19 protein-coding genes and 1 pseudogene are annotated in these 21,546 nt (G+C 54.3%); 7 read left to right on the top strand and 13 right to left on the bottom strand.

Annotated elements, in window-relative coordinates; genetic code table 11:
• The first annotated feature begins 123 nt into the window (after positions 1–123).
• Positions 124–1,542 carry an IS1182 family transposase gene (locus tag ACNYC6_RS00520; RefSeq protein ID WP_419708291.1) on the top strand — a complete coding sequence of 473 codons (1,419 nt, stop codon included), beginning with the start codon at positions 124–126 and terminating at the stop codon, positions 1,540–1,542.
• Positions 1,543–1,661: 119 nt separating this feature from the next.
• Here the strand turns inward: ACNYC6_RS00520 and ACNYC6_RS00515 are convergent, their stop codons facing one another.
• The 9 genes from ACNYC6_RS00515 to galB form a co-directional block, all read right to left on the bottom strand.
• Positions 1,662–2,867, bottom strand: a complete 1,206-nt coding sequence (locus ACNYC6_RS00515) for an ISL3 family transposase (RefSeq protein ID WP_419709226.1) — start codon at positions 2,865–2,867, stop codon at positions 1,662–1,664.
• 258 nt (positions 2,868–3,125) lie between these two features.
• Positions 3,126–4,355 carry an OprD family porin gene (locus ACNYC6_RS00510; RefSeq protein WP_419710588.1) on the bottom strand — a complete coding sequence of 410 codons (1,230 nt, stop codon included), beginning with the start codon at positions 4,353–4,355 and terminating at the stop codon, positions 3,126–3,128.
• 90 nt (positions 4,356–4,445) lie between these two features.
• Positions 4,446–5,759 carry a dicarboxylate/amino acid:cation symporter gene (locus ACNYC6_RS00505; protein WP_419710587.1) on the bottom strand — a complete coding sequence of 438 codons (1,314 nt, stop codon included), beginning with the start codon at positions 5,757–5,759 and terminating at the stop codon, positions 4,446–4,448.
• Positions 5,760–5,813: 54 nt separating this feature from the next.
• Positions 5,814–6,677: an amidohydrolase family protein gene (locus tag ACNYC6_RS00500; protein WP_419710586.1), complete on the bottom strand. Its 864-nt coding sequence runs from the start codon at positions 6,675–6,677 to the stop codon at positions 5,814–5,816.
• A gap of 115 nt (positions 6,678–6,792) precedes the next feature.
• Positions 6,793–7,677, bottom strand: a complete 885-nt coding sequence (locus ACNYC6_RS00495; protein ID WP_419710585.1) for a LysR substrate-binding domain-containing protein — start codon at positions 7,675–7,677, stop codon at positions 6,793–6,795.
• Between the two features lie 38 nt (positions 7,678–7,715).
• Positions 7,716–8,627, bottom strand: coding sequence for a DUF1932 domain-containing protein (locus ACNYC6_RS00490; RefSeq protein WP_419710584.1), 912 nt, complete (start codon positions 8,625–8,627; stop codon positions 7,716–7,718).
• Complete coding sequence (locus ACNYC6_RS00485; protein WP_419710583.1) at positions 8,627–9,715, bottom strand: 4-oxalomesaconate tautomerase; 1,089 nt, start codon at positions 9,713–9,715, stop codon at positions 8,627–8,629. Before ACNYC6_RS00485 ends, ACNYC6_RS00490 begins: the two co-directional genes overlap by 1 nt.
• A 5-nt stretch (positions 9,716–9,720) precedes the next feature.
• Complete coding sequence (locus ACNYC6_RS00480) at positions 9,721–10,437, bottom strand: 4-carboxy-4-hydroxy-2-oxoadipate aldolase/oxaloacetate decarboxylase (protein ID WP_419710582.1); 717 nt, start codon at positions 10,435–10,437, stop codon at positions 9,721–9,723.
• Positions 10,434–11,168, bottom strand: a complete 735-nt coding sequence (galB, locus tag ACNYC6_RS00475) for a 4-oxalmesaconate hydratase (protein WP_419710581.1) — start codon at positions 11,166–11,168, stop codon at positions 10,434–10,436. Before galB ends, ACNYC6_RS00480 begins: the two co-directional genes overlap by 4 nt.
• A gap of 155 nt (positions 11,169–11,323) precedes the next feature.
• Between galB and ACNYC6_RS00470 the strand changes: the two genes are divergently transcribed.
• From ACNYC6_RS00470 to ACNYC6_RS00445, 6 genes and pseudogenes are all read left to right on the top strand, one after another.
• Positions 11,324–12,529 (top strand): LysR family transcriptional regulator, encoded by a 1,206-nt coding sequence (locus ACNYC6_RS00470; RefSeq protein ID WP_419710580.1) that lies wholly within the window; start codon positions 11,324–11,326, stop codon positions 12,527–12,529.
• Positions 12,530–12,682: 153 nt separating this feature from the next.
• Positions 12,683–13,414: a GntR family transcriptional regulator gene (locus ACNYC6_RS00465; RefSeq protein WP_419710579.1), complete on the top strand. Its 732-nt coding sequence runs from the start codon at positions 12,683–12,685 to the stop codon at positions 13,412–13,414.
• Positions 13,415–13,547: 133 nt separating this feature from the next.
• Entirely contained in the window at positions 13,548–14,837 is a 1,290-nt protein-coding gene (locus tag ACNYC6_RS00460; RefSeq protein WP_419710578.1) for an MFS transporter, read from the top strand.
• A 28-nt stretch (positions 14,838–14,865) separates the two neighbouring features.
• Positions 14,866–15,696 carry an amidohydrolase family protein gene (locus ACNYC6_RS00455; protein ID WP_419710577.1) on the top strand — a complete coding sequence of 277 codons (831 nt, stop codon included), beginning with the start codon at positions 14,866–14,868 and terminating at the stop codon, positions 15,694–15,696.
• 196 nt (positions 15,697–15,892) lie between these two features.
• Positions 15,893–17,278, top strand: a complete 1,386-nt coding sequence (locus ACNYC6_RS00450) for a GntP family permease (RefSeq protein ID WP_419710576.1) — start codon at positions 15,893–15,895, stop codon at positions 17,276–17,278.
• Between the two features lie 156 nt (positions 17,279–17,434).
• A pseudogene (locus ACNYC6_RS00445) lies at positions 17,435–17,581 on the top strand (transcriptional regulator); the annotation flags it as partial.
• Between the two features lie 692 nt (positions 17,582–18,273).
• Here ACNYC6_RS00445 and ACNYC6_RS00440 read toward each other — a convergent pair.
• From ACNYC6_RS00440 to ACNYC6_RS00425, 4 genes are all read right to left on the bottom strand, one after another.
• Entirely contained in the window at positions 18,274–19,122 is an 849-nt protein-coding gene (locus ACNYC6_RS00440) for a 3-hydroxybutyryl-CoA dehydrogenase (RefSeq protein ID WP_419710575.1), read from the bottom strand.
• Positions 19,119–19,517: a carboxymuconolactone decarboxylase family protein gene (locus ACNYC6_RS00435; protein ID WP_159259208.1), complete on the bottom strand. Its 399-nt coding sequence runs from the start codon at positions 19,515–19,517 to the stop codon at positions 19,119–19,121. The genes ACNYC6_RS00440 and ACNYC6_RS00435 overlap by 4 nt, the downstream gene beginning before the upstream one ends.
• Before the next feature lie 36 nt (positions 19,518–19,553).
• Entirely contained in the window at positions 19,554–20,741 is a 1,188-nt protein-coding gene (locus ACNYC6_RS00430) for an OprD family porin (protein ID WP_419713046.1), read from the bottom strand.
• Between the two features lie 244 nt (positions 20,742–20,985).
• The gene (locus tag ACNYC6_RS00425; RefSeq protein WP_419710574.1) at positions 20,986–21,513 is read right to left on the bottom strand and encodes a cupin domain-containing protein; all 528 of its coding nucleotides are present in this window, start codon (positions 21,511–21,513) and stop codon (positions 20,986–20,988) included.
• Positions 21,514–21,546: the final 33 nt, after the last annotated feature.

Here is a 21,546-nt window from a genome sequence, read left to right as displayed (position 1 = left end):
ATCGCTGGCCGAGTAATCTTGGTTTGAATACAAAAGGGCCATACAGACTGTGTGAAAACCTAGCAATCTGCGCAGCGCTCAAAGAAAATGCTCCGTATCGAAAGATACGGAGCATTTTTCGTTATGGCCTACATCCAAGGCGAATCCCGCAGCCAGACCAGCCTGTTCCCGGTTTCGCTGGAAGAACTGATCCCCGAGGATCACCTCGTTCGAGTCATCGACCTCTACGTCGCCAAGCTGGATCTGTTGCAGTTGGGCTTCGATAAGGCGCTGCCCAAAGGCACCGGCCGCCCCTCTTATGACCCTGCCGATCAGCTAAAACTCTATCTCTACGGCTATTTTCAGCGGATTCGCTCATCGCGGCGTCTCGAAGCCGAGTGCCAGCGCAACATCGAAGTGATGTGGCTGATCAACCGGCTAAAACCCGACTTCAAGACCATCGCCGACTTTCGTAAAAACAACAAACTCGCTTTTGTGGCGACGTGCCGTGCCTTCGTCCGGTTTTGCCGCACTGCCGGCCTGATCGCCGGTGAATTGGTGGCCATCGATGGCAGCAAATTTCAGGCAGTGGCGTCCTCGCGGCGTCATATGAATTTGAAACAGCTCAAACGTCAGGAAGAGAAGCTGGATAAGCGCATTGCTCAGTATCTGGCCGAGCTGGATGAAGCCGACCAGGCCGAAACCACAGAGACGATTGATCGCAGCGCAATCAAAACAGCCCTGGCGCAGCTTGAAGTTCGCCAGCAGAACAATCAGAGCTGCCAGGCGCTGATGAGCTCGATGGGACTTGAGCAGTTCAACACCCACGAAAGTGATGCCCGCATGATGCGCACCGCCAAGGGCCCGCGGGTGGCCTACAACGTACAAACCGCCGTGGACGCCGCACATTGCCTGATTCTGCATCACGAAGTGACCCAGGACGGCGACGACCGAAAACAGCTTGAGCCAATGGCCAAGGCCGCCAAAGAACACCTGGAACAAGAGGCCCTCAGCGTGACGGCCGATGCCGGCTATTCAAACGGCCAGCAGTTTCAGGCCTGCGAGGAGGCTGCCATTACGGTCTATGTACCACCCAATCGTTCGGTCAATCCTGGCGGCGAGGCGCTCTTTGAGCGCAAAGATTTTACCTATGAAGACGAACACGACCGTTATCAGTGCCCGGCGGGCAACTGGCTGACGCTCAAGCAGCGCAACAAGGGGGATCGGATCTATCAGGCCGATGTCAGCGACTGCGCTGCCTGCCCGCTCAAATCCCAATGCACTGGCGCCCAACGCCGCTATGTCTCACGCCATGCCCACGAGGAAGCTTTTGAGCGAATGGAGCAGCGAATTCTGGCCCATCCGCAGATGATGGCCAGCCGAAGATCCATCGTCGAGCATCCTTTCGGCAACCTCAAGCAATGGCTGTTTGGGAATGGTCGGTTCCTGCTGCGCCAGTTGGAGGGAGCAAAAGCAGAAATGGCCTTGGCGGTGAACGCTTATAACCTCAAGCGAGCGATTAGCGTGCTCGGAGCCCGCCAGTTAATCGCGCTAATGGGCTGAAAGGCCTTTTTTCGTCTGTTGCTCACACAAAAAAAAACGCCCCGAACAAGTCGGGGCGTTTGTTGGGCTGGCCTTCAGTGCGTTTTCACACAGTCTGATAGGCCCTTTTTTTAGGTTCTTCACGGATTACCGGGAAAGACGCTCTTGATCTTCATGAAAAAGAATTCGCTATCCCGGTAACCGTACGCCATCCGTTTGATGACCTTTATTCGATTGTTTATACCTTCCAACTGCCCTGTGTGCATCGGCCAGCGAACCCGACTGACGATGCCTCGCCAGTAAGCCTTCAGCCGATTGGCGAACTGGATCAGTGCCGGTAGTTCGCTTTCATGAGCATGGCGCAGCCATTGCTTCCAGGCCGATCGCCAAGCCCAGGCAGCACTCGGTGTCCAGAGTGTTTTGAGCTCAGCCTTCATCAAATACACCGTCATCAGCGATTGGTTGGCCGCCAACAAATCTTGCAAGCGAACCTGCTGTTCCGGCGTTTTCAGATTCTGTGGATTGCGCAGCAACAGCCATCGCGCCTGCTTGATGACCTTGCGAGCCGGCTTGTCATGACGCAATCGGTTAGCTTCGTCGACGCGGACCCGGTCAATGACCTCTCGGCCATATTTGGCCACCACATGAAAGAGGTCGTAGACCACACGCGCTTTCGGGCAGTGCTGACGAACCTCCAGGTCAAACGCAGTGTTCATGTCCATTGCCACCGCTTCGATTCGAGCACATCCCTCTGGCCCAAGCTCTTCGAAAAAGGGCCGAACTGCCGCCCGGCTGCGGCCTTCGCCGATCCATAGCACTCGTCGCGTATCGGCATCCAACACAACACTGGCGTAGCGATGCCCTTTAAACAGCGCGAATTCATCCATCACCAGGCGTCGTGGTTGAGCCGTCGGCAACTCGCTCAATGCCGCTTGCAAGGCCCGACGCTCCAGCAACCGCACGGTGTCCCAATGCAGCCCAAACATCTGGGCCACGTGCAGGGTGGGAAGGCGTTCGCTGGCCTGAATAACCGCATCAGCCAAGCGGCGTGTCATGCGCGCATAGCGATCCAGCCAACTCACGGCCTCCATGCGTTTGCCACAGTCGCGGCAGCCAACGCGCCTGAGCAGCACGCTGAGGCGTACCGCGCGGCCGAGAATGGGCAAATCGCGAACGGTTCGCTCGCAATACTCATGAGTGGTTGAACAAGGCTTTTGGCAGCCGCCACAGGAAGGAAATCGGGTGGCGTGGGGAGTCAGTTCGATCCGTAGGGCATCACCCTCAGGCTTGATCGTGACGACAGAAAAGCCCTCCCAAAACGGAAGGAAAGTATTAATATCGCGCATAAGAACGCCGGTTTGTTAGATGTGTTTGCTCGCACGAACATCATCAATCAAATCGGCGTTCTTGTTTCTGTGTTTCCCGGGATTCCGTGAAGAACCTTTTTTTATAGGGTTACGTCGTGGTTTACAGTTCCGATCAAAATGCAACCGATGATGGGAAGGGCTCAACTGGTCATGGTTCTCCATCATATGACTAGAGTCGACACGAATTTTTACGCGTCACAGATCGCTCTCGCATCTTTCTATGGCACCCCATACTTTTTAAAACGATGTGAACAGGTACGTTGCGATCAAGCGTGTCTCGTCGATATCTCGGGCGTCGTCACTACGATAGGTTGCATTCCTCAACCGCACCGAAAACCCTTTGAGCTGCCCTTGGAAGGCATAGCTCACATCGACATCGCGCTCCCATTCCTTTTCTGCGCCGACTTTCTTCAATCCATCGCCATGAATGTAGGATGTAAAAAAGGTAAGCCCGGGAACACCCATAGCTGCGAAGTCGAACCCATACCGAAGCTGCCAGCTATGCTCGCCTGCACTTCCGAAATCGTGGTACTGAACGTAGTTCAGTAGGTAGGGGTTATTGATATAAGGAAAGCCGGTTGAGCCTTCCATAACTTGATAGGCCGCCATGACGCTGTGTCCATTTCCCACGGTGTAACTGAGGGCTGCGGCGTATGCGCGGTTATCAACATCTCCCGCTTTAGCTGCGCCAGCATCACTGCTTGCGAAAGCACGTAGATCAGTAGTTAACGTGCCTTTTCCGATACGTGTGCTGTGTACCAGTCCAGCGAACTGCTGGCGGTATACATCATCAAGCTCTCCGTAAAAATACGTCGCACTTAACTCGGGAGTCAGCTTATATGTACCGCCGCCATACCGGTAGTAGTCTCCGATACCTGTTGCACGATATCGGCCGTCTTTCACCGCGAGGCTGATGTCCTGAAGGTCGGTGGAGTCAGGTGTAATCGTCTTATCGAATTGAGCCAGATTAATGGTCAGGCGGTCGATGTCGGTAGAGTTAATCTGCCAACCTTGGAACGTCTGGGGAAGTAGGCGGCTGTTGTTGTATTGCAGCACCGGCACCTTTGGCAATGACATCCCGTAGCGCAATGATGTCTCGGATATCTTGAGTTTTGCACCATATCCTGCTTTCGAATATTCGTCTGCGGCCTCACCGGAGGCTCGTTTGGGGAGGAGACCGCTACCCGAGCGATCGGGACTCGAATCCAGCTTGTAGCCTGCAAAGATCAATGCGTCAGCGCCGAAGCCAATGATTCCTGGTGTGTATCCCGATTCATAGTTCAGCAAAAAGCCCTGAGCCCATTCTTCTTTTTTTGATACGCCAACTCCTTGGCGATAATCCCCGTTGTAGTAGAAGTTTCGGGCTTCTAAGCGAATTTTGCTGTCAGCGATAAAGCCGTCGGCCATGGAGGTGTCGATGGAGAAAAATACGGATGCAAGCACAGCAATATATAAGGCGCGGTTCATTTTTATTATTTTCCTGACGCAGGGAGTCGCTGTTCGGTATTAGACCGAACAGAGACTTTCTAGAATGTTGTGATCGATAGTGCAGACGGGTTATGGCTTAGTGCCAAGTTCCTTGGCAAGCTTGTTGCGATCTAGTTCTTTTTCCCACGCGGAGACAACCAGTGCCGCGACGCCGTTGCCAACCAGGTTAGTCATGGCTAGGCCTGTGCCCATGAAACGGTGGATGCCCAGAATAAGAACCATGCCTGCCACAGGGACAAGTGGCACCACCATCAACGTGCTGGTCAGCATGACAAAGGCGGCACCTGAGACACCGCTGGCTCCTTTGGATGTGAGCATGGCCACGATGACCAATGTAAGTTGCTGCGAAAGTGTCAGGTCGATATTCAGCGCTTGTGCGATGAATAGCACCGCCATTGTCAGGTAGATGTTAGTGCCGTCGAGGTTGAAGGAGTAACCCGTGGGAATGACCAGACCGACAACGGGTTTTGAGCAGCCGAGACGCTCCATTTTTTCCATGATTTGTGGCAGTACCACTTCGGAAGAGCTGGTTCCAAGAACGACTAACAGTTCCTCTTTGATGTAGGAGATGAAGCGAAGAATACTAAACCCACAGACTCTCGCCACACCGCCCAAAACGACGATCACAAACAATGCGCAAAGCACGTAAAAGCTGCCTACCAGTTTCATTAGAGGCAGCAGTGAGCCAACACCGTAAGTACCCACCGTGAAAGCGATGGCGCCGAATGCACCGATAGCAGATAGCTTGGCAATGATGTGTACGATTCGAAAGAACACGCCGGACAGACCTTCGATCATGTCATAAACCGGCCGCCCCTTTTCACCCATAGCTGACAACGAGCATCCGAAAAGTACTGAAACCAGCAAAATGCAAAGGACGTTGCCCTCGGCAAAGGCCTGCACAAATGTCGAGGGGATGATCCCCATGAGGAATTCAACCATGTGCATGTGTTGTGCTTTTTCAGCGAATCCGGTGACCGCAGATGCATCTAACGTATTGACGTCCACATTGAAGCCACCTCCTGGATTGAAAAGGTGACCACCGATAAGACCAATCAGCAGCGAAACGGTCGAAATCACTTCGAAGTAGAGCAGTGCTTTGCCACCTACTCGACCAACTTTTTTCAAATCACGCATGCCTGCGATGCCAGTAACGACAGTGCAGAACACTACAGGGCCGATGATCATCTTGATTAGCTTGATGAAAGCATCACCCAGCGGCTTAAGGTCAGCGGCAAAGGTGGGCCAAAAGTGGCCGACGGCGACGCCTGCGATAATCCCCAGAAGTACTTGGAAGTACATTGCGCGATAGAAGGGCGGCTTGGTCTTCACCTTGATCGGAACGGTTACTTCGACCTGAGCAGATGCTGGGCTAGGATTCATGGCGGTCACTCACTGAAAGTCTTATTTTTGGAGGTGCAGCGAAGGCTGTTGCGGTTAGCGTCCGTAAAGCTTCATTGGGTTCTCGACCAATAGCTTTTGACGCAACTGAGAGTCGGTACAGAACTTAAACATCAGATCCACCAACTCACCGTCGTTGGGCATATCTTTGGTAATGTTCGGATGAGGCCAGTCAGTGCCCCACAGCAGGCGGTCTGGAGCGATTTCAATCAGTCTCTCTGCGAAAGGAACCGCATCTTCGAAGGGGCGACGGCCCACTGATACTCGTTCTGCACCACATACCTTCACCCACGCCAATGGATTCTCCATCAGTTGCTGCAAGGCAATGAAGGACTGCTGCTCAATGCCATCCTGAGCTTTGACCCGACCCATGTGATCGATGATAAAAGGTACGGGAATACGCGCGAGTCTTTCTGCGTAGGTCAGGATGTCTTGAGCATCAAGGTGTAGGACTACATGCCATCCCAGATCAGCTAGGCGATCAACAGTGCTGTCAAAGACATCCAGATCTGGCGCGCCACCCAGATGTGCAACGAAGTTGAATCGCACGCCACGAACACCTCCAGCGTCCATCTCGGCAAGTTGCTCGTCAGTTTCACTGCCGTCCACGATGGCTACACCTCGATACCGTCCTTCGCTGCGGGCGATAGCGTCCAGCATCGCGCGGTTATCGCTGCCATGACAGCTCGCCTGGACAATCACGCCGCGAGTGAACCCAAGGTGGTCGTGCAATGCCCGCAACGTTTCAAAAGGAGCGTCGGGTGGGGTGTAGCTGCGATCTTCGGCATAGGGGAAATCAACCGCAGGGCCGAACACATGGCAGTGAGCATCCCAAGCACCCGCAGGAAGCGGCAGCATGGGTTTTGTAGGATTGGAGTCAGGTGCGAGGCAGGTTTTCATCTCGTGTCCTTTAGTCATTGTTAGCGGAAGCGATAGCCCCGATGGTGGCCGTCTCTACGCTCTACAACAACCGAATGCAGGCTCTAGCAGTTATGCTAATTCCGCATGCGCCATTTCAGTCTATGCAGATCTCACGAACCAATAGCATTGTCTGTTCTGCTAGGCGAGACAGCGGGCGCTGTTCAAATGTTGCGATAAACAGGTGTGTTTGGATCGATGGGTCAACGATTTGCGCAGCTTTCAGGCCTTCCAGTTTCCCGTCGCCATTCGCCAAGGCAGAACGAAACAGAACGCCGTAACCCATGTTCAGATTAATCAGTTCGAGTAGTGAGGGGATGCTATCGATCTCCAGGCAAACATTCAGATTTACCTCATGTCGCGACGCTTCACTCTCGATGAGCCGGCGGATTGAGTGAGGTTCGCTGGGAGTGATCAGAGGGTATTGCCCCAAGTCTTTCATCGCTACCTGGGAGGGGAGATTCGAGTGCTGACCACCGATGATCATCAGTGGCTCTGAATGGATGTGCTCATACTGCAATTGTGCACTGAGGCCAGGATTGAAGAGTAAGGCGAAATCTAGGCGGCCGAGCAGCAGCCACTCACGCATAGAGTGTGTCAGTCCCTCTTTGATACCCAATATGCAGTCGGGAAAGCGTTCACGGAAGGCCGAGACCAGTGCTACGGTGTGTCGTCGGGAAATGCTTGGAGGAAGCCCGACGACCACTTTTCCCGACAACGTATCACGTTGTTCGCGAAGAACATCGCGAGCCACCTGTACTTGCCGCAAGATGCCTTTGCCATGATCGAACAACCGTTGTCCGGAAGCGGTCAGCAATACCCCTCGACCATTTCGCAACAGTAGATGTTCCTGCAACTCGACCTCAAGTTGCCTAACCTGACGGCTGACGACCGACTGGGAAATGTTCAGTACGGCCGCCGCCTTGGTGAAACTTCCGAACTCGGCCACCCTTACGAAACATTCGAGCTGTTTGAGATCCATGAGCGCGACTCTGGGAAAAGGCTATGTTAACGCTTTTCCTATACAGCGCCTTCACGGGCTACTGGACTGCCATACAACGTGTCGATTAGGTTTGGCCAGTTGAATGGCTCAAGACTTGGGTAACCGATATCGGCGTCACGCATGGCGTCGACGAGCCCTTTTTGAGCATCGACGATGGCAAGACTCATGTTCGGAACAACGTCTACGTCGCGAGAAGTTTTCGCGACCTCTTTCATTTCCTCAGATCGACGCCGACCGTGTTCGGCCACACGACTTATCAAATAATGAGGCAGGGCGTCGTCCCAACCCATTTGCGGGAAACTTTCGTGCAACGACGCCAGTACCTCCTCTTCGGCATGGTACTGGCGAGCAGTACTCAGACATTCGGTAGTGAGCGCTTCCAGGCCTTTAATCATGATGCTTCGACACATCTTAATCGCTGAGGCTACGCCAATCTCGTTGGCCACTACCCGAACGTTCATTCCAACCTCGGCCAATCGTTCGGCAACCTGGCCAGCACATTCGCCTCCCAAAAGAATGGGGGTTTTCAAGCGCTGAGGGGGTACAGGTGCCATGACGGCCGCATCGATGTAATCGATGCCATATTGCTGCATCGCCGTGGCCGCTGCGCGCTTCGTAGAGGGGGCCACTGAGTTGATGTCGATGAACAGCTGCCCACGCCTCATCAGTGGCGCCGCGTTCAGTGCTACTTCAAGTGCGTTATCCGCTGTGACTGCTGAGATTACCCACTCGCCCAGCGCTATCGCTTGAGCCGCGCTTTCACAAAGTTGAACGCCACACCGCTGAGAGCGTTCATACAGCGCAGTTCGTTGAGCCGGGTCTTCAAGGAGTCGATCATAGGCGTAAATTTTCACATCCAGCGCGGCGAGGTCTTGGCCGAAAATGGCGCCTGCTTCACCGAAACCGATTAGAGACAAGGTTGTGGTCATTATGATTTCACCGTGTTTTGCCAGATATCGCCAGGGATGTGGACGTTTCCGTCGAACAGAAGTCGGGCCGTGCGCACCAAGCCGCACCCGGCTAACTGGCCATCAATCAAACGAAGCTCGACCGTAAACTCGCCTGTTGGATGCTCAACAGATAATTGCACTCGATCAGCTGTTTCTACTTGGGCTAGGTTGCTCGCAACTGTCCCTTGAACTTGGCAAGCAGAGGCGACACTGACAGCGCCGAACACTCCGATCGATGTGTGACAGCGATGAGGAATGAAGGTACGGCTGCAAATTGCGCCGCCACTGCGAGCGGCTGCTATCAAAGACATTTTCGGTACAGTACGCTCGCGGACATCCCCCAGATTCATCAAAGGGCCCGCTTGCAGTCGGATTGATTCCAACAACGCTTTGAGCTCGATGTTGGCGTCCAATTGCTCGGGGCGTTCATAACCCGTACAACCCACATCAGCGGCCCTGATCAGTACAACAGGCATACCGTTGTCGATACACGTGACCTCGATACCGTCGATGCGGTCAATGGCGTTACCAGTCGGCAGCAATACTCCGCAACTGGAGCCGGCAATGTCTTCAAATTCGACAATCAGTGAGGCGCTGGTGCCTGGAACACCGTCGATGCGAGTCTCACCTGAATATTCAATGATGCCGTCTGGCGTGGGTACATTAGCTACAGCGGTCTGGCCGGTATTGACCATGAAAATTCGCACGCTTGTCTTCGATTTGTCGGCGTTGATCAGCCCACGCTCAATCGAAAAGGGGCCGACACCTGCGAGAATGTTTCCACAATTCTGACCGTAATCAACTCGAGCTTGCTCGACTGAAACCTGGGCAAACAGATAATCGACATCCGCATCCGGACGATCTGAACGACTGATGATTGCGACTTTGCTGGTCAGCGAGTTTGCCCCACCAATGCCGTCGATCTGGCGTGCATCGGGTGACCCCATAATGGCCAACAGTACTTGGTCACGCAGCTTACCTTCGGGCGGCAGGTCGTCGGCCATGAAGTAAGCACCCTTGGAAGTACCTCCACGCATCAGGAGACACGGAATACGAGTCTGGCGCATGAAGGCTACCCTTGTAGGTCAGTGAGAGTGTTGTAATAGCTCAGACCCCGGTCAGCGAGCTTCTGGCGCATCTCGTAGATGTCCAGTCCCAATTCACCCGCTGCGAGGCGCACGCGTTTCTCTTCTTCCAAACGAGCGCGTTTTCGGCTGGTTTCAAACACGTCGGGTAACTCTTCGCGGCGGACAATCACCACGCCGTCATCATCAGCTACTACGATGTCTCCGGGCTCGACCAGTTGGCCGGCGCAAATGATCGGCACATTGACTGAACCCAGAGTTTCCTTGACGGTGCCTTGGGCGTGAACAGCCCGCGACCATACCTTGAAGCCCATGTCACGTAGTGTTCGTGTATCGCGTACTCCTGCGTCAATGATTAGGGCGCGTACCCCCCTAGCCATCAATGAGGTGGCGAGCAAGTCGCCGAAGTAGCCATCGGTGCAGGGAGACGATGTCGCGACCACCAGAATATCGTCGGGTTGGCATTGTTCGACTGCCACGTGAAACATCCAGTTATCACCAGGCGCGACCAATACGGTCACTGCCGTTCCAGTGATGCTCTGGTTTTGCTGGATAGGGCGAATGGCGGAATCCAGAAGGCCTTTGCGTCCTTGGGCTTCATGTACGGTAGCAACACCAAAGCGATCCAATTCGTCGATTAACGCCGAGTCAGCACGGGGAATGTTGCGCACCACAATGCCGGTTTTTCCAATCAGTGTGCTCATGCCAGGTTCTCCGTCACCCGTGGGAAGATGCTTTGGTAGCCCTCTGCGTAAACGATGTTGCGGGTGGAGGCGATGCCCACATTGCGTTTGGCCTGCACTCCACGTTGCAGTGCAACACGTGTGTAGTACTCCCAGAGATGCTCTTGGCCTGCCATGCACTGGATGGCGGCGTATTTTTTGTCCCAGACCTCGGTGATATCCAGCAGAACATCCGGGCGCCATTCACATTGCTCAGGCTGATGGGGTTCAAAACTGTAAACAGGCGGGGCTCCCACAATTTTCTCACCAGGTTTGTAGCCTTCAGCTTGGGCGATGATGCGGGCTTCCTGCGTTAGGTTCATCGCTAGCGGGTGATCATAGTTGTAGGGGTCTTTGATCGAGTGGCTGAGGACAAACTCCGGTTGAACGCGACGAAATACGTCGGCTAAGCGAAACAACGTTTCTTTGTCGGCCCGCATCGGGTAATCGCCGATATCGAAAAACTCCACACTCGCGCCAAGGATCTCCGCTGCGGCTTCAGCCTCATTGCGACGCGCGGTTTTGACCTTGTCTTCAGACGTATCGCCTTTGCGCCAGAGCTTGGCCGACTCACCTCTTTCCCCATAGGAAAGGCATACGATGTGAACGGCGTGACCTTGTTGGGCATGCAGCGCGATGGCGCCACCAGCGCGCCAGACGAAGTCGGCTGAGTGGGCGCTGACTACCAGTGCGGTTTTTGTTTTATCGATCATTGGAGGGCTCTTTTTGCTGTTGTTTGATAGAGCCCACGTTCGCATTTGAGGAGGGAATTGAATAATGCGTTTGGCGGTGGTTCGTATGCGTTTTACTTATTGCGATGAGTTCTGCATGCTGTAAATCTGCGTTCTCAAAAATTTGGTACGAGCACATGCACAGCTCTGAACTACCCAATCTCATGCAGATTCGAGCGTTCCTTCGTGTCGTCGAATACGGCAGTGTTTCTAAGGCGTCCGCTGTGCTTTTTCGTGCTCAGTCTGTTGTGACGCGCTCCATCCATTCTTTAGAGCAACGGCTCGGTATTTCGCTGTTTGAGCGACACGTGGATGGTATGCGTCTGACTATGTATGGTGAGTGCACAGTTCCTCGGGCTAGAAGGGCAATGGATGAATTGCTCGCAATACCGCAATTGCTTGGACAGGTATTAGGTCACGTTGCGGAGCCGCTTTATCTGTTCCAAATCCGGCGCTTGGAGATTTTTGCGAAACTCTGTGAGACGCACCATATGCAAACCACTGCGAGCACTTTCGGGGTTTCACAACCAGCGATCAGTGCTGCCATTAAAGTCCTTGAACAAGGCAGTGGGGCTAGCCTGTTTGAACGTACTTCGCATGGCTTGCTTCCCACACGTGCCTGTCTTGCAATGTTGGTGCATGTGCGCCGAGCCCTTAATGAACTGCGTCACATCGATGCAGACATCGCCGCGTTGGGTGGCTCCCTTCAAGGCGTCGTGCACGTAGGGGCCTTGCCTCTTGGACGCACGGGGATATTGCCCGAAGCGATAGTGCGCCTGACCTTGGAACACCCTCATGTACAAATCGTAACCAACGAAAGCCCGTTCGACTTGTTGGCAAGTGAACTGCGCGCAGGCGATGTGGATTTTGTGCTCGGAGCTCTACGTCCATCGGCCTACGCCAGCGACCTGCATAGTGAGGCCTTGCTGCAAGAAGAAATGGTTATCCTGGTACGCCGCAACCATCCTTGGTTAAAACGGGTTCCAGTTTATGAAGACTTAGGTGCCGCGCGTTGGATTCTGCCCCGTGCGGGTTCTCCCGCAAGAAAACTGCTGGATGCGTTTTTCGCTCACATCGGCATCACTGTACCAATCTCCGTGATTGAAACGGGTGACCTGGCGATTTTGCGCGGCGTGTTGTTACGTTCAGACATGCTGGCCGCTGTTTCCGCGCACCAGTTGGAATACGAAATGGTCAGCGGTGATCTTGTTCAGCTTCCGCTTACCCTGAGTCATACCACGCGGCCAATTGGTTTTATTTCAAGAATGGGTGCGCTTCAGTCGCCAGCGGCAAAAGCGTTGATGGACAAGATTCGTGAGGTGGTGGTCAGGCGAACAGCTTGAGAGGTACATAGCCTCCATGATGGTGACTCGCCTTCAGCGACAGCAGCCATTCGTCTGCAAGACGACACGCCTCTTCTTGACAGTTGAATCGTCTGGGGAAATACTCGCCCCAAGATTCATATAGATGACTATATAACAAGGTGAATAAAGTCGATGAGTTCTCTCCCCAGTGATACTCGCCTGCCGCTCTATCAACGCCTGCGTGACCAACTGGCTGAGCAGATCGCCAACAATCGGTGGCGTCCTGGCGAAGCGATTCCCACCGAGGCTGCGCTTTCAGCGGAGTACCAACTGTCTACCGGCACGGTGCGCAAAGCGATTGATGCGTTGGTCAGTGAGGGAATCCTTGAGCGCCAGCAGGGGCGAGGGACTTTTATTCGCCGACCGCAATTCCAATCCTCTCTGTTCCGCTTTTTTCGATTTCAGACCCTCTCTGGCGAGCGCCAGGTACCGGAAAGCCGCATTCTGTCGATCGAGCCGGTAGCCGCACCCTCAGCCGTAGCCCAAGCGCTGGGGTTGCCCGTTGATGCGCCGGTGATTCGCATTGTTCGTCTGCGCCTGCTGGAGGTTCAGCCGGTGCTTGCCGAAGAAATCTGGTTGCCGCGCAGCCGCTTCCAACCGTTGCTTGAAACCGACATCAGTCTGAAAGGGCCGCTGCTGTACCCGATCTACGAAGACCTCTGCGGCCAGGTCGTTGCCTATGCCGAAGAGACTCTTACCGCCGAATCGGTGAACGACGTGCACGCACGCCTGTTGCAAGTGCCGGTTAACAGCCCGGTGGTGGTGATCGAGCGTCTGGCCCGTGATTATGCCGGTACACCACTGGAGTGGCGCCGCTCTCGCGGGCACGCGGAGCACTTCCGCTACAGCGTGGATATTCGCTAGCGCCTGTCCATATAGCGAATGGTTCAGCGACGCCCAGGTCGTCGCTGGTTTCCTGCTTGTTTGCCAAAACTGGCCCTGTAGCGGTGCGGTTCGCTCTCGGCTGCCTTACGTTCCACTTATAAGGATAAGAACCATGTTCAGCTGGTATCGCCAAGTCACTCCTCGGGAGCGCAAAACGTTTTGGGCCTGCTTCGGCGGATGGTCACTCGACGCGCTGGAAGTACAAATGTTTGGGCTGGCGATTCCGGCTCTGATCGCAGCTTTCGCGTTGTCCAAGGGCGATGCGGGGCTGATCAGTGGCGTCACGCTCGTCACGTCGGCCATCGGTGGCTGGGTAGGGGGCACATTGTCCGACCGCTATGGCCGCGTGCGCACCTTGCAGTGGATGATTTTGTGGTTCTCGTTCTTCACCTTCCTCTCAGCATTTGTCACCGGTTTCAACCAGCTGTTGATCGTCAAGGCGCTGCAGGGTTTTGGCATTGGCGGGGAGTGGGCGGCTGGTGCGGTGTTGATGGCCGAGACGATCAATCCGCAATATCGCGGCAAGGTCATGGGCACCGTGCAAAGTGCCTGGGCAGTGGGTTGGGGACTGGCCGTCGGCGTGTTCACACTGATCTATACCTTGGTGCCTCAAGATATCGCCTGGCGCGTGATGTTTCTTGTGGGTTTGCTGCCGTCGTTCCTAATCATCTGGGTGCGCCGCAACGTCGAAGAGCCGGACAGCTTTCAGCGTCTGCAAAAAGAGAACGCCATCCCGCAAAGCTTCTTCAAGTCGCTGGCCGGTATTTTTCGTCCCGAACTGATTCGCGTGACCTTGTTTGGTGGCCTGTTGGGGCTGGGTGCGCACGGTGGTTATCACGCGGTGATGACCTGGCTGCCGACCTTCCTCAAGACCGAGCGCAACCTTTCCGTCTTGAACTCGGGTGGTTACCTGGCGGTGATCATCATTGCGTTCTGGTGTGGTTGTGTGGCCAGTGGTTATTTGATCGACCGCATTGGCCGTCGCAAAAACATCGTGCTCTTCGCCCTGTGCTGTGTGGTGACCGTGCAATGCTATGTGTTCTTGCCGCTGACCAATACGCAGATGCTGTTTCTGGGCTTCCCGCTAGGCTTCTTCGCCGCAGGTATCCCGGCCAGCCTGGGAGCACTGTTCAACGAACTTTACCCGGCAGATGTGCGTGGCGCCGGCGTGGGTTTTTGCTACAACTTTGGCCGCGTTCTGTCCGCCGTTTTCCCGTTCTTGGTCGGGCATATGAGTGACTCCATGTCGTTGGGGTCAGCCATTGGTATTGACGCCGGGATTGCCTACGGTGTGGCCGTAATCGCAGCACTTTGCCTGCCAGAAACCCGTGGACGCAGCCTCGAAGCCTCGAGTGCATCGGTGTCAGCAACGATCAACGGCAACGAGAGTGCGCGGGCCTGATGCCCTTTACCTTCTATAGATGAATGCTATGACTGACACCTGTTCTACGCCGATCACCGGCATCGACTCCCATGCTCATGTGTTTAGCCGTGATCTGAATCTGGTCGGTGCACGGCGCTATACCCCTGATTACGACGCCACACTTGAGCAGTATCTGGCGCACTTGCACGCTCATGGTCTGAGTCATGGCGTATTGGTGCAACCGAGCTTTCTCGGCACCGACAATAGCTACTTGCTGGCGGCGTTGAGGCAAGCGCCGGATCAGTTGCGAGGCGTGGTTGTGGTGGAGCCAGGCGTCAGTCGCGCCATGTTAAATGACATGGATCACCTGGGCGTGGTCGGCGTTCGCTTGAATCTGATGGGTAAGGCGTTACCTGATTTTCGTGACAGTGCCTGGAGAGAGTTTTTCAGCCACATCGCTGATCTTGACTGGCATGTCGAGTTGCATCGTGAGGTAAGGGATCTGCCGGGACTGATCAATCAATTGACGCCGTTCGGTTTGAAGTTGGTGATTGATCACTTTGGTCGGCCGGATGCCAATTCGGGCGTCGATCAGCCCGGGTTTTGCGAGTTACTGGAGTTGGGATCGAAAGGTTCGATCTGGATGAAGGTATCGGGAATCTATCGTTTGGGAGGTACGCCGCAACAGAACATCATTTTCGCTCGAATGGCATTACCGCTGCTGGAACAAAGTTTCGGCCTTCGCCAGTTGGTGTGGGGCAGCGACTGGCCGCATACGCAGCATGAGCAAAGCATCGGTTTCGGCACCGTAGTCAATCAGTTGCAAGCCCTGGAGTGTTCCACTCAGGCTAGCAATTCGTTGCTGGTGCAAGCACCTCGAAGGTTATTCGGTTTTTAAAAAGGCGAAAACTGAATCTTACCCGTGCATTTGCGGATGACCATTCATCTCACCCACTTATAACGAATCCAATGCAGAAGTTGAAAGCACCCAGACGCTGTTTGGTTAATCGCGTGCGCCGACAGGCGTTACGGTTTCAAGCTTCTCTTTCAAATACTGAGTGCAGTTTTAGCGCTAGCCCAACCGAGATCCTTTCATGACTCCTTTAGATATAGACCTCTTACTGACCGCATTGGTGAGTGTCCTGGTGTTGGTGGCGCTCATCGTGTCGCGCCTCAAAATGCACCCGCTCCTGGCCTTGCTAGTAGTTTCCGTTGGCGTTGGCTTTGCAACCAGTATGGAGCCAGAAGCCATCGTCTCCCACGTGATCACCGGCGCCGGAAAGACATTGGGTGCAGTAGGTCTCGTAATCGCGCTTGGAGCGATGCTAGGCAAAATTCTTGCTGACGCAGGCGTCACAGAGCAGGTCGCCGAGGTCATCCTCAAGCGAACATCGGATCGGATGATTCCTTGGGCCATGATGATGGTTGCATTTGTAATTGGCATTCCCATGTTTTTCGAGGTGGGCTTGGTGATCATGCTGCCGTTGATATTCAGCGTGGCGCGAAAGTTGGAAAGCCAGGCTCGCTTCAAAGGTTCAGCGTATGTGTATGTGGGTGTTCCGGTGATTGCGGCACTGGCAGCCATGCACGGGATGGTACCGCCGCACCCTGGCCCCTTGACGGCCATCGCCGCGCTGAAAACCTCGGTTGGGCCCACAATGCTCTATGGCTTCCTTGCGGCTATTCCTGCAATGATTTTAGGCGGCCCGCTTTATGGGGCATTCATTTCGCCGCGCATGAGCACTCGGCCCGATCAGGTTTTGCTAGATCAGTTCACCCTGGCTGAAAAAGCCGACGATCAACCAAGCACCAGCGTATTCCTTGGCGTGCTGGCAGCCTTGCTACCGGCGATCCTGATGTTGATTCATGCCGTCGCTGAGATGGTATTACCCAAGGGCAATGCGATCCTGAAAATGGCTAGTTTCTTGGGCAATCCCCTGATAGCCATGCTCCTGGGCGTGCTGTTCGCCGGGGCAAGTCTGGTACTCGCGCGGGGCGGCGATGCGGGGCAGTTGCGTGAATCCCTGGGCAAGAGCCTCAAGCCAATCGCCTCAATCATCATGATCATCGCCGGTGGTGGTGCCTTTCAGGAACTGCTGACCAGCGCCAGGGTGGGCGATGCCATTGTGCACCTGACTCAGCAGTCTGCGTTCCCTCCGCTGATCCTGGGTTGGTTGATCGCGATGTTGCTCTCGGTATCTACCGGTTCTGCCACTGTAGGTATCGTTGGTGCTGCTGGCTTGCTGGCGCCGCTTGCAGGTGCTGATCCCAGTCTCAACCTGCCTCTGCTTGCCTTGTCCATAGGCTGCGGCTCGCTGTTCTTCAACTATGCGAACCATGCGGGCTTCTGGATGGTGAAGGAATCCTTCGGTATGACGATGGGCGAAGCCACCAAGACCATTTCGGTTGTTCAATCCATCGTCGCCGTGGTCGGTTTGATTGTGGTGTTGATGTTGAATGCGGCTGTCACGGTTAATTGAGTCAGGATCCGTTCGCAGGCAGTAACCCTGCCCGAGCGAGTTAGCCGAAGGTGGGGATGGCGTTACGTTGCACAGGGAGTTTTACCATCGAACTTGAATGCACAGTGTTCGCTGGTAAGCATGGAGCGTTTTACTCGGAACTAACCCTAAAGTGTCGGCACGCGCAAGCCACGTCAGGTGAACATCTACAAAACCCCGTATATCGGAGAAGTCGTAGAAACCAAAGGCGGCAACCACAAAACACCGAAAGAGTGGAAAGCAGAACACGGCTCTGCAACTGTCGAGTCCTGGCTGACCAAGTGATTTTGGTTTGAGTACAAGGAAGGGCCCTACGACAGGTTGTGTGAAAACGCACCCAAGGTCAGCCCAAAAAACGCCCCGACTTGTTCGGGGCTTTTTTTTGGCGAGCGACTAACGATAAAAGGTTTTTCAGGCCATTGAACCGGCGTGCAGCTCCAGCCTCTGGTGGATGCACTACGTAATCCATGACTGCGCTGTAGGCATTAGCAGTCCTGCAAATCTTCTAACGCTTGGCATTCTTGAGCGGGTGAATCAAAGTCTTAAGGACGCGCGACCTACGCCATTTTTACGAGGATGCTCGGCATTCAGGTGCGAGCAAACAGCCTCTGCCTCTCCCCTGGTCTTGAACACACCGTGCTTGCTAGCAGAGCCTCCCTCGACGAGATCTACAACCCGATATTGCATAATTCCATCGTTCAGTCTGGTGGTTTCGATCACCCTGAATCTTGGATGCATGGTGCGTTCCCTGCTAAAGAATGAGGCTCTAGGAGTACCGGTATGACTCCATGATTTCAACGATTATGCAGTGCAGAGCTGAGACAATTTATGACAGGACACTCTGCTTGAGGACGAGGGTGGCTACCGAACCGATGGATATGCGATCAGGCACCGAGAAAGCGCTCGCCCGTGTTGTGGCTTTCTTCGGTGCGGCGCAGTCACACTGCGCCGACCTCTTTGCAAAAGCGCTTGGCCGACTAATACTGATAAAATCCCTTCCCCGTTTTCCTTCCCAACAAACCACCCGCCACCATTTCTTTCAGTAAGGGAGCTGGACGGTATTTACTGTCGTTAAACCCGTCGTGAAGCGACTCGACGACGGCTAGCAGCGTATCGAGACCGATCAAGTCAGCCAGTGCGAGTGGCCCAATCGGCTGGTTGCATCCGAGCTGCATCCCCAAATCAATGTCTTCTGCGGTAGATAGCCCTTCCTGAAGAACTAGGATTGCCTCATTGATCATTGGAACTAGGATTCGATTTACCACGAAGCCAGGACGGTTTCCGGCATTAATCGCGGTTTTATCCAGACGATCCGACAGCGCAATCATCTGGGCGTGTGTGGCGTCAGAGGTCTGCAGCCCCCGGATTATTTCGATCAGTCCCATCATTGGTACAGGATTGAAGAAATGCAGGCCAATGAATCGTTCCGGCCTATCCACGCTTGCGCCTAACTGGGTGATAGAAAGCGATGATGTGTTTGTCGCGATGACGCAGGTCGGGTGCACGTAATGTGAAATCTGTTTGAGTATCCGCAGCTTTAAGTCCAGGTTCTCTGTGGCTGCCTCTACAACGATATCTGCACCATTCAACAGCGAGTAATCAGTCGAGGTCTGCACTCGTGCTATTGCGTCTTCTGCTTGCGCGCTCGATAGCGTTTGCTTTGACACTTGGCGTTCAAGGTTCCTCTTGAGGGCCGAGAGCCCGCGCTCCAACGCTTCGTCATTGATATCAAGCATGAGCACGCGATAGCCCGCAGCAGCACATACTTGCGCGATGCCGTTGCCCATGGTGCCGGCACCGATCACGCCAATAGTTTGAATGGTCATTTAATTACACCTCCAGTTGGAACGTGGCTATTAGCATCGATAACAGCCTGTGCTGCTCGAAAAGCCTCTGCTGACGCAGGAACACCTGCATACACGGCGCAGTGGAGGAGAACCTCACGGATCTCCGTCACGGTACAGCCATTGTTAAGTGCCCCCCGTACATGCCCGGCGAGCTCCTGAGGCGCTTTGAGCGCAGTCAACGCTGCAAGTGTTATGAGGCTTCGGGTTTGAAGAGACAGACCAGGCCGAGTCCACACGCCACCCCATGCATGCTCGTTAATGAAGTCTTGGAGGGGTTGCCTGAAGGCGGACGCATCGTTCATGGCCTTATCGACAAACTCATCTCCCATTACGGATTTTCGGATATCGATCCCGCTCAGTTTTTGATCAGTCATCTGGCTTCCTTTGTAAGGGATAGATGGAGGGTTCGGTTAAAGGAATTTGATGGGGTAATTGATGATCACTCGGTTGTCATCCATGCTGAAATTGCTGAAATCTCGCCGTAGTGTCGAGTTGCGCCATTTGAGCGAAAGGTTCTTAAACGTACCGCTTTGAATGACATAGGCGATTTCGGATTCACGTCCCCACTCTTTGCCGTTGTCCGTACTGCCGATGTGGACGTTGTCACCCGAAATGTACCGGTTCATCAACGTCAAACCTGGAATGCCCCAGCCGACAAAGTCGTAGTCATGTCGCAGTTGCCAGGACTTTTCTCCGGCGTTGTCATAGCTAGTGATAAAGCTGTCGTTCGCCAGGGAGCCGCCACCTGCACCGTTGACCCGCATCCAACCTGTACTTCCATGAACTTGCTGCAACCCGACATAAAAAGTGCTTGTGCCTTTCTTGGCCGAAAGCATGGCGGTGTAGGTTTTGTTATCCATCTGACCGGATTTAGCTGCACCGTCTTCGTCGCCTAGAAACACACCAGTATTTGCACCGAGCTTCCACGACCCAACCTCTTGGGTATGCACAACATTGAGGTACTGCTGCTTGTAGATGTCCTGTAGCTCCGCATACCAGAGGCCCACGAGGGTGGATTTGTTGTTGAAGGTGTACTCGCCTCCTGCGAAGTTGAATCGATCCGAGGTAGCCCCAGGCCTACCGGCCATGAACATGTCATCCATGCTGGCGTCGTTACGAGGACTGTTACCTCTGAATTGACCGGTATAGAGACTGAGGTTTTCGATTTCTTTAGAGGTGATCTGAGCGCCGCGAAAGGTTTGGGGCAGAGATCGGCCATCGTCGGATCGCAGAATGGGTAAGGCTAACTGCCATTCACCGACCTTAAGTTCTGTCTGTGAAAGTTTGGCTTTCAGTGCGATCCCTAGCCGACCGAAGTCGTCAGCTGGACGTCCGTTGTCATGCACAGGCAATAGCTGGGTTCCTGCCGTGCCACGGCCACCATCAAGCTTGATCGAGTACAGCCCTAGAACGTCGACGCCAAAACCAACCGTGCCTCCGGTGTAACCCGACCGAACATCAAGGATGAAGCTTTGTGTCCACTCCTCAGCTTTTGCTTGTGGGTACGTAGAGTCGAGGAAGTTACGGTTCTGATAAAAATTTCGGAAGTTGAGGGAGGCGGTAGCATCATCAGCAAATCCCTCGGCCAAGACCGTCATGGCGGCTGTGGAAAACAACAACCCGATAGCACCTGGTACAGCTACAGCAGAAAGTTTGGGTCGTGCAGAGCGGATAAGGATATTCATTGTTGTTATTCCTTTTTTCTGCGCGCAGCTATCCTCACAACGGAAATGCTGCGTCGAATGATTGAGAATGCAGGGGGGGGGGGCGCTATCTAATTAGCGCTTTGAACGGGTGAGCAGTGCAGTCATAAAGGCGGCACTACTAGGTTCTTTGCATTCGCTAGGTGCCCTTGGCGTCAACCAGCACAGCCATCAGCAAGGCATCAACCTCACCACGATTCACCCACGAGTGATTTGTCCCTCGTTGGATGACAACGTCGAATGGTTTCATGTCCACTTCCTCCTCATCCAGTACGAGGGTGATGGCACCTTGCAGGAGGATTATGTAATCCGTCGTGGCGCTCTTATGCATGCCGGGATCCCGTCGTGTATCCGGCTGCACATGCGCGGCGTTCATGCTGGCGAATAAGTCGCTCCAGGCTTTCGACTTCTCTTCAGGAGAAAGGTGAGCGCTACTGGCTTCTGGCGAAATCTGGAAGAAGCGAAATACGGTTCCAGATGTAGAGGGCTCTAAGGAGTTCGACCTCGCTCCGAGGTCTGTGTTGGAAGCGTGGTCGTGAGGGGCTTCAGCGGTTGTCCACAGCTCGGTCAAGCCACCAATTATGTTGGTGGCTGGGCCGTCCGAGAGTACCGACGAGCGACCGTCGTGATTGGTGCAGGTGATTATCCGGCGAACAGGAATGAGCATTGACTGGCACTCTTATTATTGGTTGAGCCGTAT

This window comes from Pseudomonas sp. NFX224, assembly GCF_048565165.1.
In the GTDB taxonomy this organism is placed as follows: Bacteria; Pseudomonadota; Gammaproteobacteria; order Pseudomonadales; family Pseudomonadaceae; genus Aquipseudomonas.
This window is presented reverse-complemented; position numbering and strand designations above follow the sequence as displayed.